15 protein-coding genes and 2 tRNA genes are annotated in these 17,602 nt (G+C 53.1%); 6 read left to right on the forward strand and 11 right to left on the reverse strand.

The window, feature by feature from the left end:
- Positions 1–6: 6 nt before the first annotated feature.
- On the reverse strand, positions 7–576 hold the full coding sequence (locus MY052_RS00405; protein ID WP_035895966.1) for a TetR/AcrR family transcriptional regulator: 570 nt from the start codon (positions 574–576) through the stop codon (positions 7–9).
- 188 nt (positions 577–764) lie between these two features.
- On the opposite strand from MY052_RS00405, the gene MY052_RS00410 reads away from it, so the two are divergent.
- Entirely contained in the window at positions 765–1,181 is a 417-nt protein-coding gene (locus tag MY052_RS00410) for a GNAT family N-acetyltransferase (protein WP_123651009.1), read from the forward strand.
- Between the two features lie 81 nt (positions 1,182–1,262).
- On the opposite strand, the gene MY052_RS00415 is transcribed toward MY052_RS00410, so the two are convergent.
- Positions 1,263–2,765: an MDR family MFS transporter gene (locus MY052_RS00415; protein ID WP_115074399.1), complete on the reverse strand. Its 1,503-nt coding sequence runs from the start codon at positions 2,763–2,765 to the stop codon at positions 1,263–1,265.
- A gap of 91 nt (positions 2,766–2,856) precedes the next feature.
- Between MY052_RS00415 and MY052_RS00420 the strand changes: the two genes are divergently transcribed.
- The 4 genes from MY052_RS00420 (at position 2,857) to MY052_RS00435 (ending at position 5,594) form a co-directional block, all read left to right on the forward strand.
- Positions 2,857–3,516, forward strand: coding sequence for a TetR/AcrR family transcriptional regulator (locus tag MY052_RS00420; RefSeq protein ID WP_248538016.1), 660 nt, complete (start codon positions 2,857–2,859; stop codon positions 3,514–3,516).
- A gap of 98 nt (positions 3,517–3,614) precedes the next feature.
- A complete protein-coding gene (locus tag MY052_RS00425) occupies positions 3,615–4,136 on the forward strand; it encodes a protein disulfide oxidoreductase (RefSeq protein WP_035895974.1) in 522 nt (173 codons plus the stop codon).
- Between the two features lie 129 nt (positions 4,137–4,265).
- Positions 4,266–4,478 carry a YdgH/BhsA/McbA family protein gene (locus MY052_RS00430; protein ID WP_202216941.1) on the forward strand — a complete coding sequence of 71 codons (213 nt, stop codon included), beginning with the start codon at positions 4,266–4,268 and terminating at the stop codon, positions 4,476–4,478.
- A 15-nt stretch (positions 4,479–4,493) separates the two neighbouring features.
- The gene (locus tag MY052_RS00435) at positions 4,494–5,594 is read left to right on the forward strand and encodes an alkene reductase (RefSeq protein WP_202216942.1); all 1,101 of its coding nucleotides are present in this window, start codon (positions 4,494–4,496) and stop codon (positions 5,592–5,594) included.
- Between the two features lie 68 nt (positions 5,595–5,662).
- Here the strand turns inward: MY052_RS00435 and MY052_RS00440 are convergent, their stop codons facing one another.
- The 9 genes from MY052_RS00440 to MY052_RS00480 all read right to left on the reverse strand — a co-directional run bounded on the left by MY052_RS00440 (position 5,663) and on the right by MY052_RS00480 (position 15,906).
- Positions 5,663–5,944 carry a hypothetical protein gene (locus MY052_RS00440; RefSeq protein WP_202216943.1) on the reverse strand — a complete coding sequence of 94 codons (282 nt, stop codon included), beginning with the start codon at positions 5,942–5,944 and terminating at the stop codon, positions 5,663–5,665.
- 101 nt (positions 5,945–6,045) lie between these two features.
- Complete coding sequence (locus tag MY052_RS00445; protein ID WP_248538017.1) at positions 6,046–6,966, reverse strand: LysR substrate-binding domain-containing protein; 921 nt, start codon at positions 6,964–6,966, stop codon at positions 6,046–6,048.
- A gap of 57 nt (positions 6,967–7,023) precedes the next feature.
- On the reverse strand, positions 7,024–8,001 hold the full coding sequence (locus tag MY052_RS00450) for a Csu type fimbrial protein (protein ID WP_248538018.1): 978 nt from the start codon (positions 7,999–8,001) through the stop codon (positions 7,024–7,026).
- 28 nt (positions 8,002–8,029) lie between these two features.
- The gene (locus MY052_RS00455; protein ID WP_248538019.1) at positions 8,030–10,309 is read right to left on the reverse strand and encodes a fimbria/pilus outer membrane usher protein; all 2,280 of its coding nucleotides are present in this window, start codon (positions 10,307–10,309) and stop codon (positions 8,030–8,032) included.
- A gap of 70 nt (positions 10,310–10,379) precedes the next feature.
- Entirely contained in the window at positions 10,380–11,087 is a 708-nt protein-coding gene (locus MY052_RS00460) for a fimbrial biogenesis chaperone (protein WP_248538020.1), read from the reverse strand.
- 14 nt (positions 11,088–11,101) lie between these two features.
- Positions 11,102–11,611, reverse strand: coding sequence for a Csu type fimbrial protein (locus MY052_RS00465; protein ID WP_202216948.1), 510 nt, complete (start codon positions 11,609–11,611; stop codon positions 11,102–11,104).
- A gap of 410 nt (positions 11,612–12,021) precedes the next feature.
- Complete coding sequence (locus tag MY052_RS00470) at positions 12,022–14,793, reverse strand: autotransporter outer membrane beta-barrel domain-containing protein (RefSeq protein WP_248538021.1); 2,772 nt, start codon at positions 14,791–14,793, stop codon at positions 12,022–12,024.
- A gap of 539 nt (positions 14,794–15,332) precedes the next feature.
- Positions 15,333–15,427: transfer RNA gene (locus MY052_RS00475), tRNA-Sec, on the reverse strand.
- Between the two features lie 385 nt (positions 15,428–15,812).
- Positions 15,813–15,906 (reverse strand) — tRNA-OTHER (locus MY052_RS00480).
- A gap of 290 nt (positions 15,907–16,196) precedes the next feature.
- Here MY052_RS00480 and MY052_RS00485 point away from each other — a divergent pair.
- Entirely contained in the window at positions 16,197–17,591 is a 1,395-nt protein-coding gene (locus MY052_RS00485) for a glycoside-pentoside-hexuronide family transporter (protein ID WP_035896339.1), read from the forward strand.
- Positions 17,592–17,602 lie beyond the last annotated feature (11 nt).

Raw genomic sequence — 17,602 nt, forward strand, 5'->3', positions numbered from 1 at the left:
AGTTAATTACTTTGCGGATACGAGCATATTAATAATTTCCTGATAGATTTTTTCCATCTCGTCAGATGCCACCTGTTGGGGGATCTGACGACGATAAATTGTGCCTTCAACCATCACCGCCATCACTTCTACGCAGCAGCGGATTCGGCTTTCACTCAGCTCCGGATAGGTTTTACGCAGATGTTCGCAGGCGTTGTTAAACATGCGTTCATCGGCGGCTTTCAGCCAGGCGGCGACCTGCGGATTACGGGTGGCTTCGGCGGACATCTCCAGCATCAGCGCATCGTCGTCTTCGCTCAGCGTCTCTCGCCATGCCAGCATGTGCGGCATCAGATGGGTCTGGGTTTTGCCCTCCATCTCGGCGATGCGGTGGTCGATAATCCGGCGGATCATCTCTTCGATAATGGCGTCTTTGTTACTGAAATAACGGTAGATTTGCCCGACGCTGAGCTTCGCCTCGGCGGCAATCTGCGACATGCTGGCGGCATGAAAACCACTGTTGCGAAAGCAGCGGCGGGCAGCGGCGATGATATCGTCCTGGCGGGCTTTTTGCCTGGCTTCCAGCTTGCTGGTCATGCATGTCTCCGTGAAGGTTGATGATGAGAACGATCGTTCTCATTTTCGTCCATTATACGTAGCGAGCGTCCGATGAAAAGCATTTTCTGATACTGTTTTTTTCTTTTTTTATTTGTGCAAAAAAGAATGGAGAAAAAAAGAATTTTTTGTGAAATTAACCCATCGGCCAATAAAAATAAGGAATAAATATGCCTTTTGTTATTAAAGAAATTATTACGCAGGAAGATAAAGACGAATTACTGACTGGACTTCGCGCCTATAACCGCCAGTTTGTGGATGCCACAGACTGGTGCGATGTCTGCGTTTACCTGCGCGATGAGCAGGACGTAATGCGCGGCGGCCTGATTGGTCAGCGCAAAGGCGATTGGCTCAGTATCGACTATTTGTGGGTGTGTGAAACGGTGCGTGGCGACGGAGTCGGTAGCGAGCTTATTAAGCGCGCGGAGGCGCTGGCTCGGGAGAAAGGCTGCCGCCATGCGCTGGTGGATACCATCAGCTTCCAGGCGCTGCCGTTTTATCAAAAGCAGGGATTTGAACTGGTGAAAACGCTGGAGGATTTCCCGCTGGCGGGGATGGCGCGGCATTACCTGACCAAGGCGTTATAAGGGTTGCCGAATGACGCTGCGCTTATCCGGCCTACAGAACCACGTAGGCTGGGTAAGGCGTAGTCGCCATCCGGCACTGCTCTACGCGTGCCGGGTTTTCAGCGGCGCTTCTTTCAGCCACCACGACAGCAGGAACGCCACCACCATAATGCAGGCCGCCATAATAAACGCCGCGTGAATGGCCGAGCCAAAGGCGGTGAGATAGTCGGTGCGAATGGCCTCTGGAAGCTGGTGAATCGCCACCGGGTTCATCCCCGGTGGAATAGCCGCGCCTTCCGGTAACAGGCTGGTCAGCCGTGATTGCAGCACCGAGGTAAACACCGCGCCAAACAGCGCCACGCCGATGGAGCCACCAATGGAGCGGAACAGCGTCACCCCAGACGTCGCCACGCCGTAAAGGTTCGCCGCCACGGTGTTTTGCACCGCCAGCACCAGCACCTGCATCACCATTCCAAGCCCCATCCCCAGTACGCCGGTAAACAGATACAGCTGCCAGGTTGGCGAGGTAATGGTAATGCGCGTCAGCAGCACCATCCCAACAAAGCCCATCAGCGTTCCGACGATCGGGTAGATGCGGTATTTCCCGGTGCGGCTAATGGCGCGGCCGCTGATAATCGACGTCAGCAGCAGCCCACCCATCAGCGGAATCAGCTGTAGCCCGGCTTCCGTCGGCGTGGCGTTTTTCACCACCTGCAGATACAGCGGCAGGAAGGTTACTGAGCCGAACAGCGACATGCCGATGATAAAGCCAATCAGGCTACACAGCAGGAAGCTGCGGTTGCGGAACAGCGACAGCGGAATAATCGGCTCAAACGCCAGCCGCTCTTCATAGATAAACCCGGCAATGCCCACCAGACCAAAGGCCAGAATGCACCACAGCTGTGGGTCGCTCCACTCGCGCACCGTGCCGCCTTCGGTGGTAAAGAGGATGATGCACACCAGCGCCATGGTCAGATAAATTGCCCCCAGCCAGTCAATCTGATGCTGGCTACGCTTGTTGCTGGAGTGGAACACTGCGCCAATAACAAACAGCGCGAACAGCCCCAGCGGCAGGTTGATGTAGAAGATCCAGCGCCAGGAAGCGTGCTGCACGATAAAGCCGCCGATGAGCGGGCCGATCACCGTCGCCAGGCCAAACACGCCGCCGAATAGCCCCTGATAGCGCCCGCGTTCAGCAGGCGGGATTACATCGGCCACCGCTGCCATGCTGATGACCATCAAGCCACCGCCGCCGAGCCCCTGAAGGGCGCGCATCAGCACTAGCTGCGTCATGTTCTGCGCCAGCCCGCATAGCGCTGAGCCCGCGAGAAACAGCAGAATCGAGATTTGCAGTACCCGCTTGCGGCCAAACAGATCGCCGAACTTACCGTACAGCGGCACCACGATGGTGGAGGTGAGGATATAGGCCGTCACCACCCAGGAAAGCTTGTCGAGGCCGCCCAGCTCGCCGACAATGGTCGGCAGCGCGGTGGAGACTATCGTCTGGTCGAGCGCGGAGAGCAGCATCACCAGCAGGAGTGCGCTGAACAGCAGACGGACTGAAGTGACACCCGCCTGTTGGGGCGGCTGTGCGTTCGTCGTCATTTCGGATGCCATCATGTTCTCACTTGAAATTAATTAAATGCATAATTAATATTTATTGAAGATCATTCAGAGGTCAAGAGATCCCGTTTCTATGCCAGCACAAAAAGACAATCTCAAACCGCGTAAGCCCGGTCGCCCGCGCGGCAGCAAGCCCGATGCGGCCAAGCGCGAACAGCTGATAGACATTGCGCTGCGGCTCTTCTCCCAGCAGGGAATTGCGCGCACGTCGCTGAATGCCATCGCCCGTGAAGCCGGGGTGACGCCAGCAATGCTGCACTACTACTTTAATTCGCGTGAGCAACTGCTCGACGTGATGATTGAAGAGCGTTTTCTGCCGCTGCGCGCCCAGATAAGCGGCGTGTTTGGCGACCATCCCGAGGATCCGCTAAAGGCGCTGACGGCGATGGTTAGGACGTTGTCGGCGATTGCCGCCGAGCACGAATGGTTTGCCCCGCTGTGGATGCAGGAAGTGATTGGCGAAATGCCGGTGCTGCGTCAGCATATGCACGCCCGCTTTGGCGACGACAAATATCATGCCACGCTGGCGATGGTGAAACGCTGGCAGGCCGAGGGGAAAATCAACCCGCACCTGAGCGCGGAGCTGCTGTTTACCACGCTGTTAAGTCTGGTGCTGGTGCCGTTTTCCCGCATGCGTAACGACGAGCGGCTGGCGATGCTGACGCCGGAGGTCATCACCCATAACGTATTGGCGATGATCCAGCAGGGGATTGGCCCGGTGAGCGGCGCTTGAATGCCGTTTTGCTTCAGCCATCGACACGGCGAAAGACACTTCTTTACAGCACTGATTAAGCGGGCTCGCTAAGATACGCCTCGTACTATGATGAGGTCATGATGAGCAAATTTTTCCAGCGTCGCCGCGTATACCGCTGGCTGCGCGAAATAATAGTGCTGCTGCTGTTGGCCGCGGTGCTGATGTGGGGCGTTGACCGCTTCCGCAGCCCGACGCTGCCCGACACCTTCTCTGGCACGACCATGCAGACGATAGACGGCCAGCAGCTGGATTTCGCCGCGATGAGCGAAACGCGCCCGCTGCTGGTTTACGTCTGGGCAACGTGGTGCAGCATATGCCGCTTTACCTCGCCGTCGGTTGAAAAGCTGAAGGAGCAGGGCGGCAACGTGGTGAGCATTGCCCTGCGTTCCGGCGATGATGCGCGGCTGGCGACGTGGATGCAGAAAAAACAGCTGACCATGCCGGTGGTGAACGACGCGCGCGGTGAGCTGGCTCAGCGCTGGCAGGTGAGCGTCACTCCGACGTTGGTGGTTATCGACAAAGGCAAACCGGTTAGCGCCACGACCGGCTGGACGAGCTACTGGGGCATGAAAATGCGCTTGTGGTGGGCGGGCCTATAACCGTTCAACTATTGCGATATTGCTAATAGTCTATTGCGATTTATACCATTTATGTAATTAGTCTGCGGTCGTATCCTTCTTCGCATCACGTTACCGAGCGTAACGTCCCATACCGAACAGGATACGACCATGAAAACCCTTACCACGATTTTTGCTGCTTCTCTTCTCTGCGCTGCTGCTTTTAGCGCCTCCGCGCAAAGCGTCACGGCGACCGCCACCACGCTGGACTCCGCTGAAGCGGTTATTGCGCAGAAAGCCAAAGAGATGAACGCCTCCGACTACAAAATCACCAGCGCACGCATGGGCAACACCGTGACTATGAGCGCTGAACTGTACAAATAAGCGGAGGAAAACAGCATGTTATTCAATAAATACGCTCTGAACGACCTGCCGCTGGCTAACCGTATCGTGATGCCGCCGATGACCCGCTCCCGCGCCGGCGCTGGTGACGTCGCCACTGATATGATGGCCGACTACTACGCACAGCGCGCCAGCGCCGGGCTTATCATCAGCGAAGGCACGCAAATCAGCCAGCAGGGTCAGGGCTATGCCTGGACGCCGGGTATGTACTCTGAAGCACAGATTGAAGGCTGGAAAAAAGTGACCTCCGCGGTGCATCAGGCAGGCGGCAAAATCTTCGCCCAACTGTGGCACGTGGGTCGTGTTTCACACAACGTCCTGCAGCCGAACGGCGCGCAGCCGGTCTCTTCTTCCGCGATCCAGGCCGAGGGCGTGAAAGTGTTTGTTGACGTAGAAGGGCGTGGCCCGGAAAGCGGCGTCGGCGCGATGCTCCAGCATGATATGCCACGCGCCCTGCGTACCGATGAGATCCCGGCTATCGTTAACGACTATGCCCAGGCGGCGCGCAACGCCATTGCCGCTGGTTTTGATGGCATTGAGCTGCACGGGGCGAACGGCTACCTGATTAATCAGTTTATTGATTCGCAGGCCAACCTGCGCGACGACGAATACGGCGGTTCGCTGCAAAACCGTCTGCGCTTTATGAAAGAGGTGGTGGCGGCGGTGTCTGAGGCGATTGGTAAAGAGCGCGTGGGGATTCGCCTCGCACCGTTGACTACGCTGATGGGCTCCCGCGACGATACGCCGGAAGCGACCTATCTGGCAGCGGCCAGCGTGCTGAGCGAGATGGGTATTGCCTATATTCATATCGCTGAAGCTGATTGGGACGATGCGCCGGTGATGCCAGCGGCGTTTAAAGAAGCGCTGCGGATTATCTTCCACGGCACGCTGATTTACTCCGGTAAGTACACCAAAGCCCGTGCCGAAGAGGCGCTGGCAAAAGGGTGGGCGGATTTGATTGGCTTTGGTCGCCCGTTTATTGCTAACCCGGACCTGCCGTATCGTCTGGAGCATGATTTACCGCTGAATGCGCCGGTGAAGGAGCAGTTCTTTGGCGGTGGGAAGGCGGGGTATCTGGATTATCCGACGGCTGAGTGATGGGTGCTGCCCCCCTCACCCTAACCCTCGCCCCTTTGGGGAGAGGGCCGGGGTGAGGGGTAATTCCCTTAAGCTACATCGTAAATACGCACGTCCGGCGCGCGGTTCAGATACGGCTTCAGCGCTTCGACCACGTCCTGGGTGAACAGGTCGCTGCTGAGATAGGCCTGCGCCTGTTCGCGGGTGTTAAAGCCGTGCAATACCTGCACGTCTTCCTCGCGGATCAACAGCTCTTTGGCGGTTGCCCCGGCGATGGTGTTGAGGAACGGTGCCTTGTACTGCTGATAAACGCCTGCAGCGGCGGGACGGTTTGCGGGGCTGATATCGAGGGTGATTTGTAACCAGGCCATGATGTTCTCCTGTATTCATAGTGGCAGTTGGGTTGCCTGAATTATCAGAAGTCATGGCCGACGCCACAAATCAGATCTTCTTGCGATGCAGGATAGTTTTTCTACGCGGCACCGCTTTCCGTCGCGATATCTGTAATTAACCAGTCGTGGAAAATACGCACTTCCGGGCGCATGACCGCATGCTGTGGCGTGACCAGATAATAGGACCAGGTGAGCGGCCAGCGGTGATCGGGGTGCAGTTGCGTCAACTGTTCGGTGCTAATCAACGCTTTCACCAGCGCATGGCGCACAATCGCCACGCCGCGCCCGCTTAAGGCGGCGAGGATCACCGCTGAGGTGGAGTTGATATGCAGCCCGCTCTCTTTTGCCGCTGGCGCGTTTAGCGTGCTGAGCACCTCGTCCCAGCCGGGGAAATTAGCGCCGGGGTGCGGGGTATCGTCGTGAATCAGCTTTTGCTGCGAGAGCCAGACGCCGCAGGCGGTTTTCTCCGGCGGCACCAGCCGCGGGCTACAGACCAGCACCGCCTCTTCGTCCATCAGCCAGGTTTTATCCACACCCGGCCAGTCACCCTGACCGCAGCGAATGCCGACGTCGGCCTCGCCGTGGGAGACATCCATCAGCTTTTCGGTAACGTTCAGGCGCAGGTCGATAGCCTCATGCGCTTCAGAGAAGCGGTTCAGGCGCTCCATCAGCCAGTTCATCATCAGCACCTGCGAGGCGGTGACCACCACCACCGAACGCGCCCGGCGGCCGCGCAGCTTGTTAAGCCCGGACTCGAGCTTATCCAGCCCCTGGGTGATGTCCTGCAAGGCTTCCTGCGCTTCACTCACCAGCGTCAGCCGCTCTTTACCGGTGCGTGCGCGGTGCAGCAGCGGGTGCCCGACCCAATCTTCCAGCGCCCTGACTAATTGCCCAACGGCGGCGGGTGTCACGCCCAGTTCCTGCGCCGCGCCGGTAAAGCTGCCGTGGCGGGCGGTGGCTTCAAAGGCGTGCAGCCATTTGAGGCGGTTTAGCGAACGCATACGAATTCCTCACGGGAGATAATGGGTTTCAGTATACGTTATCGATAAAGATTTTCTTTAGTAGTTCACATTGATGGTGACGGTATCGGCATAGGTATCCGGGCGATAATTGGCGCTAGGGGCTACGGCGTAAACCGTCTGGTTGACGGCTAATCCGGTGCCTGTACCCGCTACCGTATTGGTAGAAATAATATTGCCCCATGCCGTGCCGCTAACGCCTGCCGTCGAGTTAAGCTGATAAGGCACCTGATCGGTATTGGTGGCGGGAACCGCGGTACTTTTCATCATACCGCTGCCGGTGGTACTGCCGTTGGAAGGCGACAGGCCAATGGTATACGGCGTAGAGTTGGTGCACGCCATGGTAAAAAAGTTATTACCGGTAATATTGGTCTGCGAGCTGGGAACCGAGCCGAGGTTGATGTTATTGACGGCATTGATATTGCACTGTTTGTTGACGGAGGCGGTCACCAGGAATGGGAAGGTCTGTAAGTTGGTTGTGCTACAGGTTCCCGGCGGTGCCAGCAACGCGCCGTTGATGGTGACGTATGCTGTCGCACCGGTATAGGTGTCGGTATAGTTACCCGGCGCGACGGTATTTTGCCCGCTAGGGACGGTGCCATAGACAGTCAAACTGCCGCTGACCGTGGTGAGATCCAGCAGGTTGATACCGACCGTGGGGAAGGTGCCTCCGCCAGCTGTCTGATTTCCCCAGACCTGGCTGTTCCCACTGCTATCCTTGTAGTAAAGCTGATAGTTCAGTGTACCACCGCTGGTGGTGGTCATTTTGCGGGTGGCGATCGTATTGCCGCCAGGTGCACCGAGGTTAAAGCACAGCGTATATCCACCCAGCAAATCCCCGACGACTTTTGAACAGCTGTAGTTAAAAGTCATCGAGGCCTGGGCATCGGTCGTGGATAACGGGTTTACTGAGCTAAACGCCACGTTCGAGACGGCGCTGATTGAGCAGTTCACCGCATGGCTTTTCATGGGAAAACAGAAAACCCCAATGAGTAAAATCAACACGCGTAGCCACATAGCGTCAGCTCCTGTTCAGTGAAAGCGTTTATTGGCACGTTAACGGGCCAATCTGCGGGATATCCCGTGGTTTTTGCGGGTAGTCGAACTGGGCAGAACAGCCGCCTGAGCGGGTGCTCACCCTCAGCGTGTTGTGCATTTTCAGCGTATCGAAGTAGACCATACCGTCGAAACCGACCACCGCACGTTGCCCGGATGCGCCGTTAAGCACGGCGGTTGAGCCCTCGGGAATGTCCTCCCCTTTGCTATCTTTCAGGATAATCAATGCGGAGCGTACCGGCCTGACGGTGAAATTCACCATCGTCCCGGAACGGTCGGCAGGGGTTGCCACGGCGTTAACGGGGTAGATCTGCATATTCGCAGGCAGGTTTAACGGATTAATGCTGATCTGGTTTTTCTGATAGCTGTTAAGCGGCGTAACGAGCAGCAGCCCCTGGCTATCGCTGGTGCCAATCGGGTTGTTCTGCAACTCAATGGGCACGCCCGGCACGCCGTCAGTCGAGACCACCGCGAAACCGTTGTTGATGAGGCGCGAAGCAAACACGCCGCCGCCCATCAGCACCAGCGAACCGTCAGCGCCCGCATAGGCTGTCTGGCTGTCAGCGATATGGCTATAGCCGCTGTACACTTTGCCGTAGCGCCCCAGATAGCCGAGTTCGCCTTGCCCATTTTGTTGTGAATCCTGTTGGTTGAGCGCCAGATTCCAGCCCCAGCCACCGTCCGTAGGCTGCGTCTTGCTGGCGTTGAGCATGTAGCTCATCTGGTCGTTGCTGCGCTGCACGGTGCTGCTGGCGCTAATGTTGTTATCAAACGAGACGCTGACCATCAGATACAGGCTACGGTCGCGGCTTTTATCCACGTTCTGATTGAGCCCAGCGTTGAGATAGACGTTATCCGTCACGGATTTATACCAGTTGGCATTGGTATAGCGTTGCGTGCTTTCACCGGGATAACGAAACTGCAGGTAGCCCACGCTAAAGCTGCCGAGTGCATCCGTGGTGTAGCCCACAATGGTGCTCTGATTCAGCGAAGGCGGCGCCTGGCCGTAACGGGTGGCAACGTCGTGATAGTCGTTGACGGTGGCCGTGGTGGCGGTGCTGAAACTAAAGCGGCTGTTGCTCCAGCGGTAGCCCAGGGCGTAGAGGAGGCCGTTTTTCCCCGAGTCTGCGCTCATCGCCAGCGAGGTAGAGATGATGCCGCTGCTAGCGCCGGGTATCCAGTCGCTGCTCAAACCGCCGTTTGCCAGGCTGTCGGTGGCTTCGGCGTGTCCGCCGAGGGTAAAGCTATTGCTGAAACCGTGTCTCCAGGTACCGCTAAAGGCGGGATTGCTGGAGTAATCGAAGGAGGAGTAGCCGTAGTTGTTACGCACCACGCCGACTTCCGCTGACCACTGGGTAATGCCTTTGCGCAGTAAAGACTGGTCGGTATAGAACGAGAAATTCTGCACCGTTGTTTTGCCTAAGGCATCGGTCATCGTGACCTGGCCGGTGCCCGCGCCGTTAATGTTCGGCAGGGTATTAATTTCAAAATTCCCCGCCGGAACTTCGCCGTTGTAGTACTTCACGCCGTTCATATACAGTTCAATGCTTGAAGGCAGGGTAGCGGAGCCAAAAAACGACGGCAGCGGCGTGGTGGGTGTGTAGGGCTGAAGACTATAGTCCGTACCGAGCTGTATCCCGGCGATGCGGGTCGGGCGTGACCAGTTCAGCGCGCTGGTAAAGGTATCCCCGACGGTGACGGAGAACACCCGTTCCGGGAAAGAGGAACGCCAGCTGGTGTCCAGGCGCGTCATCCCGTTTCCCTGATCGTAATCGTCATGGCTGCTGCTGTAGCGGGCTATCTGCGTGGAGCTCAGCACGCCCGCGCTGCTGAAGGCGCGAAGCTCGGTGTACGCGTTGGCGTTGTTCTGTTGGTTTTTTTCCTGCGAGGCGTAGAGATCGTAATTGAGCAGCAAACCGCGCGACGTGCTGACCTTCGGGTTAGCATCATCCCGGTCGCTAATCTCCGTGGTACCCATATCCAGCATCGGCAGTGGGGCGGTGAGGATCAGCGTTTGCAGATTGGCATCGTAGTCCAGCTGCAACTGGGCGATATCATTCAGACAGACCGGGTCCGGCGTGCCGGAGGCTACCCGCAGCCCAATCTGGCGCAGGCTGTCGGCGCTGGCGTACAGCCGGTTGTTGTCATAGCCGAACCGGGCGATGCCGATGTGGGTTTGGTTCAGCGTAACGTCGAGATAAAGATCGACCCCGACCAGCGGTTTACCATCGGTAATCACCCCATCCTGCGGCGGTTTGTCGCTTTTCATTTCCGCAGACATACCCCTTGTTAAAAATAACACATTGAAAATTAAAATAATTAAAAGCCAGGTTGGCCTGCTATAGCGGTTGCAGCGATTTTTTACCATTGACCGTGACTTCAAGCTTCCCTCCCTGTCCTGCGTCACCGGCGCTGGCGGGAATAATCCAGCGCATCGTCGAGCCGGGAAGCACGTAACCTAATAACCCCGGGGTAATCTCTTTTCGGCTACCTGACGCGGAGAAAATGCTGACCGCTGAAATCTGCGCGTGCCCGTCTCCCTGATTGCTGACTTGCAAGAACGCTTTCCCGTCTTCGCGATGGATCTGCCATTGCAGTTTGGCGAAAGCATCAGCCACGCCCGGAGGCTGGATAAAGACGGGAATGGAGTAGTGCAGCACAAACTGCAGGGCATTTTTTTTCGGCACTGACGGCGGCAGCTCGTTAATGGAGAGCCGATAGGCATCTTCGGTGGCCGGCGGCGGCCCGGTGCGGATCACGCGGATAAGCTGTCGCCCGCCGGGCGCTAAGGTCAGCATCGGTGGGCTTATCACCAGCCCCTGCGACGCGGCGAGCTTGTCGCCATAGTCGCTCTGGCTCCAGTGAAACACCCGCACCTGAGCGTTGATAGGGTTGCTGCCGGTGTTGCTCAGCCATATGCCCTCCGCCCGCTGGTCTTGTTGCAGCGTCAGGTTGACGGGCGTGACCTGCAGGCCGTCTGCTATCGCCAGTCGGCTGACGAAGACCATCCCCAAAATAAAGGCAAGCGCACTCTTTTTCCCATTCATGTGTCGTCCCTGAACTAGTAGTTAACGCTGATGGTGACCGTATCGGTATAGGTATCGGGTTTGAAGTTGGCGTTAGGGGCCACGGCATATACCGTGATGCTCTGCGCCAGGCCGCTACCGGTTCCCCCAACCCCGTTACCGGCGCTGCTGGAGGTGGCGGTGTTACCCCACGGTTTGGTACCGGCGGAGTCCTGGTTGAGCTGATACGGGACTTTATCCGTGTTGCCCGTCGTGCCCGCCATAAAGCCGTTACCGGTGGTACCACCGCCGTTAGCAGAAGATGGCGTCAGACCCACAAAGTAAGGCGTGGTTCTGGAACAGGTGACGGCCATGCTGGTCGAGCCGTTAGCCGTTGTGGCATTGGACGCCACCGACCCCATATTCAGCGCCGCAGGTTGCGCGACACTGCAGCTGCTTGTAATAACGAGCTGTACCTGAAAGGTATTTGTTGCCACTGCCGCGTTTGCTGCGGGAATAACGGCGGATGCCAGGCAGAAAAAAATGAACTTGAAAGACGTGTTCATAGTATTGACCTCTACATAGGTGTTACTTTTCCCTAGTAAAACAATGACATATGAAGCTTAAATCCCTTATATAAAAGTAGAGTAGGTAGTTATATTCCGCCAATTTACCTTAAGACTTTTTTATTAAAAATAGATCCCCCATCACCTTATTGGATGAGAAAATAAGAATATAAAATATATGATATATTCAAATGCTAAGTGATTATTTGAAATGGAATAGTCGATAATAAACGCGGGTATAAATAAGGTATCTATTTTATTATTTATAAAATAATATGTAGCAATAATTAAATGATTTGAATAATACTGACGCTGCGTTTTCGGATCATTCCCTAAAAATAGTAGGGCTTGTGTATCTGTTTCTTGCCGGGTAAAGCTGTGTTTACCCGGCCATTCTTCAGCTTTGATCGTTAGAAAGCGTATTTTACGCCCAGCATACCCTGAGTATCCTGATAGCTGTTGGCCCCTATTTGCTGAGCTACGCTGCCCCACACGCTCAGGTTTTCGCTTACGCGACCTTCCACGCCCGTTTTGAGTTCGGCTACATTGCGTTGACCCTGGATGTCAGAGCGTTCATCACCCATTTTCACACCATAATCTTTTGCGGTGTATACCCAGTTAGCTTCTACAAACGGCTCGAATTGACGTACCGTACCTTTGTTCAGACGGCTCTGACCAGTCATTGATAAACGTACACCCAAACGAGTCTGTATGTTATCACTGCCACGGCCCTCAACTTTCGTACCGTTTGCTTCTGTATGGTCATCGGCCTTCACCCCAGACCACAGTACCTGTGCCTGCGGCGTTACGTAAACGTTATTCACCATGCCGCCTGATGTCATGTACGAGCCGGTATGGAAGGTATATCCGGTCTCCAAAGAAGCAGTAAGACCTTTTGATTTGTACTTTTCATACGATAGTTCATCGCCCTTCACGGAGTTATTAAACCAATTCCAGGCAAGCCAACTATCCGCATACAGACCTGTTTTGTCTTTCGCGTTCTGATACCAGGTACCGTAGATTCCGGTGCTGTAACCCCACACAGAACCTTTTGATTTGTAACCCGACAGGTTATTAAGAGTGCTGCTGTATTGTTTCCCATAGCCACCCATTATGCCGAGGTTCCAGGCGTCATCGATGCCAAGACTGCCGTTAAGAATGTCGTTCCCAATCTGAAATACCATGCGGTTTGCAGAATACTTAGACTGGCCATCTGACATCCGTCCTTCTGAATGGGCGCCCACAGAACGTACCCACAGACTACTTTCCTGGCGCGCACCGGTGACGGGATTGATATAGGCCCCGTTTCCTTTTCGGTCTTCCAAGCGCATATTAAACATTGTTGCTGCTGCCTGCAGGTTTGAGGCATAGCTGCCTCGCTCAGGTCGATAAACTTCATTACTGGTTAAATACCAGTTGTTCATATTTGCCCCTGAAGCTGTCCCCTGCTGGAGATGATATTCATAGCTGCCCGCAACGATACGGCCCTTCTGAGTGAAGGCATCAGAGGTTGAGCTGCCGGTAGAAATGACCTCAATCCCTTCCAGCGTCTTAGCCCCTGTTCCGCCTTCATTGGCTACCGTCACATAGGTTTTTCCGGTTGCTGAGCCGCTAATAGACAGTTTGTCTGTCAGGCTGTCGTCACCACCCAGCACGGTTCCTATAGATAAGGTTCCCTGGTTACCGACGTAATTTCCATCAACAGTCAATGTATAACCAGCACAGGATGAACAGGAATTAAGTATTACATTTCCGCTATTTGTTAATGAAGAAATCACGGATGAAGATAGTAAATAAATATAGCCACTGTTATTTAATATACTATCACCCGTTAATAACGTATCGGTTAAATATGCTACCCCTGTATTATTTAATGTGCTTCCATCAACATCCTGCTGTCCATTTGCGAATAGTTCACCAGTATTATTTAATGTCGAGTGGGTAAAGGTATTTCCCTCTTTTAAATACATCTTCCCTGCATCTTCATTCACAATATTTACCGAATCACCACTATTTCCGGAGAAGGATAATTCCCCGCTGTTTGTTATGGTGGCAGATGATGTGGAACTATTAGAAAGATCCAAGTGACCATCGTTGTTAATGATACTCTTGGTCGCTATCCCTTCATTTATATATGCAGAGGAGGTTTTGTCTATGTTTATTTCGGTTGAGATTACCGAGTCATTATTTGAAATTAACTGACTTTTATTGCTCAGAGTGATGGTTGCATCATTTACTGTATTTGATTTAAAATTTAGCGTTGAATTGTTAGCGGTTATTTTTGAATTTGATGAATCATTGCCCTCGCCTGAAAGTACGCCTCCGTTACTCACTTCCATTGTATTTTTTGTGGATACGTTATTCTTTAATATTGTATTTGCATTATTAGTTATTATCGTGGTTCCTGGAGCATTATTGTTTATTGCCGTTAGTACGCCACCATTCTCATTTATCAAGGTTGATTCAGCAGCATAATTTGAGTCAAGAACAACCGTTGACGCATTATTTAGCACAGAAACTTCACCCGCATCGTTCCCATACATAGTCACCGATGAACCGTTCTTTATGGTGAAGTTTGAAGATGTTGCGATATTTTTGTCAAAATATGCAGTAGAGGCATCTAATGATATAGTCGCGCCAGATGCATGGTTTGAACTAACAAAAACCATCGAGTCATTATTAGCATCAATCTCTGCGTTAACGGTATAGTTCTTATATAGAATTAGCGTGGCTCCCGTGCCGGATGCTGAGAACTTTCCCGAAGTTGTAGTCGAGTTTCCCTCGTAATAATGAATCACGCCATCTGAGTTTTCGGCTGAGAACTCATCTGAGTAGTCGCCGCTAATAGAGTTTTTTAAATAATATGTTGCCTCTGAGGAATATAATTTCTCTCCTGTCAACGGATTGACTACCGAATATTCATTTGCATTTCCGGATCCTGAGTTTTGTTGTAATTGGTAAGGGGAATCCGTTGATGATATATTGCTTGAATCAAATGTTCCAGAATATCCTGATCCTGTTTCATCAATACTTTGTATTGCATTTGACGCGACTTCATTACCAGATGCATCGGTATGAGCAGCGAAAGCAGTTTGGTTAAAAAGGAAAATAATTGAAATTAGTTTATAGTATGTTTTATATTCTTTTTTATCTTTTATTTTTTTTGACTTGATTAGAGACATTCCTGAAATCCTCATCCAGTTACACCAACATAAATACGCCATGTATAACTTATGATTGTATTATGATTTTTATTTTGGAGCTAAATGTCATTGCATTTGTCACGTTTGGTAAGAATTTTCCTAATGAAATATATTCCAGGCAATGCATGGGTTCATGCCGGTTTCTCATATTAATAGAATTTTATATTGTCTGCTATATATAGATGGTGGTCATTTTTAGATATTAGTTTAAATATATTCATACTGGATTTTTTCTTGACGGGTGATAATATCTTCATTGTTTTGTGATGATATTAATTTAAGTTTTTATCGCCAAGCTATTGATTTATAATGATTATTGCTAAAGTTGCTTATAATCGTTGATTTTTATTTAATAAATTTTACATCATGGAAAAGAACGAAAATTAAAATTAAAAATAATAGAAAAAATATGAGAGGGGGGCATATTTTGCGTGAGAAGACTTAAGTTGCGAGGATTTTCTACACTCGTTGCACTTTTATCTGGTATCAAGGGTGAGAGAATGTCAGAAATGGCAATTTGGCGGAAGATCACAGGAGTCGAACCTGCCCGGGACCGCTGGCGGCCCCAACTGGATTTGAAGTCCAGCCGCCTCACCGGAGACGACGATCTTCCGCGCCTACATTGCTACATGGAGGCGGGGCGCATTATATCTACTTTCAATCATTTACCACATCCCCCCAGGGCACATTTTTCGCCCCGCAGCCCGGTCACTTTCGGACTTCCCAGATAAAACCCAGCCTTTTCTTAGGGTTACATTTTTCACCTGTAACACCACACACAATTTACCGCACTTCTTGCCCGATGAATGGCGTAAAAACCAGCGCCATGACCGAATATTTGACCATTTCACGGGCAGTTAGCGTCGTGTTTATCAACCGCTGGCCGCATAGGCTTACGGCGTAAACGAGCCGGGACAGTCATCAGTACGAAAAAGGATGTCGCTAAGGGAGAGTATAGATAAAACGGAATAATGCTTTGGCGGAAAAGTGAGCAATTTTGGCGGAGATCGCAGGAGTCGAACCTGCCGGGAGCCGCAGGCGGCTACCACTGGAAAAGAAGTCCAATCGTCTCACCGGAGACGACGATCTTCCGCGCCTGCATTGCTACATGGAGGCGGGGCGCATTATAGCCACTTTCAATCAGTTACCACATCTTTACTTACATTTTTCGCCATCTTTTTTATATCTTCCGCACGGCATGGATAGAAATATCTTCAAAATCCGCAAGTTACACTTCGACACACTCTACCCACCAACCCAGATCACAGAAATCAAGAAACGTAATTTGATAACGAGATATCGCAATTCACCTTATAGGGCGGATGGTTTAAAAAATGTGTAACCGGTACCAACGTGGATGCGGTGCGAAAAGGGTTTGGAAGATGAAGAGTGAAGTATTATCTGTCAAAGAGAAGATCGGCTACGGAATGGGCGATGCCGCCAGCCATATCATTTTCGATAACGTCATGTTGTACATGATGTTCTTCTATACCGATATCTTCGGTATACCCGCAGGTTTTGTTGGCACCATGTTCCTTCTGGCGCGCGCGCTGGATGCTATCTCCGATCCGTGCATGGGGCTGCTGGCCGACCGTACCCGCAGCCGCTGGGGCAAGTTCCGCCCATGGGTGCTGTTTGGCGCGCTGCCGTTCGGCGTGGTCTGCGTGCTGGCCTACAGCACCCCGGACTTCAGCCATAACGGCAAACTGATTTATGCGGCGATTACCTACACGCTGCTGACCCTGTTCTACACCGTGGTGAATATCCCTTACTGCGCATTGGGCGGTGTGATCACCAACGACCCGACGCAGCGTATCTCGTTGCAGTCCTGGCGCTTTGTGCTGGCGACGGCGGGCGGCATGCTCTCTACCGTGCTGATGATGCCGCTGGTGAATTTGATTGGCGGAGATGATAAAGCGTTTGGCTTCCAGGGCGGCATTGCCGTGCTCTCGGTGGTGGCGTTCCTGATGCTGGCGTTCTGCTTCTTCACCACCAAAGAACGTGTGGAAGCGCCGCCAACCAATAACTCCATGCGTGAAGACCTGCGTGACATCTGGCACAACGACCAGTGGCGCATCGTCGGCCTGCTCACCATTCTCAACATCATGGCGGTCTGCATACGCGGCGGGGCGATGATGTATTACGTCACCTGGATTATGGGCTCCCCAGCGCTGTTTACCGCCTTCCTCACCACCTATTGCGTCGGTAACCTGATTGGCTCGGCGTTAGCTAAACCGCTGACCGACTGGAAATGTAAAGTGAGCGTCTTCTGGTGGACCAACGCCATTCTGGCGGTCCTGAGCCTGGCGATGTTCTTTGTTCCAATGAACGCTAGCATCATCATGTTTGCCTTTATCTTCGTGATTGGCGTTCTGCACCAACTCGTGACCCCAATTCAGTGGGTCATGATGTCCGACACCGTTGACTACGGCGAATGGCGTAACGGTAAACGTCTCACCGGCATTAGCTTCGCAGGCACGCTGTTCGTGCTGAAGCTCGGCCTGGCGCTGGGCGGTGCGATGATTGGCTGGATGCTGGCTGGCGGCGGTTATGACGCCGCGGCCAAAACGCAGAACCCAACCACCATCAGCATCATTATTGCCCTGTTCACTATCGTTCCGGCTATTTGCTACCTGCTGAGCGCCATCGTGGCGAAGCGCTTCTACACCCTGAAAACGCCGTTCCTGGTCAAGATGATGGCCGAACTGGCGAGCGGTGCGCACCGCAATCAGCAGGATTTTGAAAACGTATCTATGAATCAAACTGTTAAGAATTAAGAGGACGAACT

The sequence above is a fragment of the Kluyvera ascorbata genome, from assembly GCF_023195735.1.
Lineage (GTDB): Bacteria > Pseudomonadota > Gammaproteobacteria > Enterobacterales > Enterobacteriaceae > Kluyvera > Kluyvera ascorbata.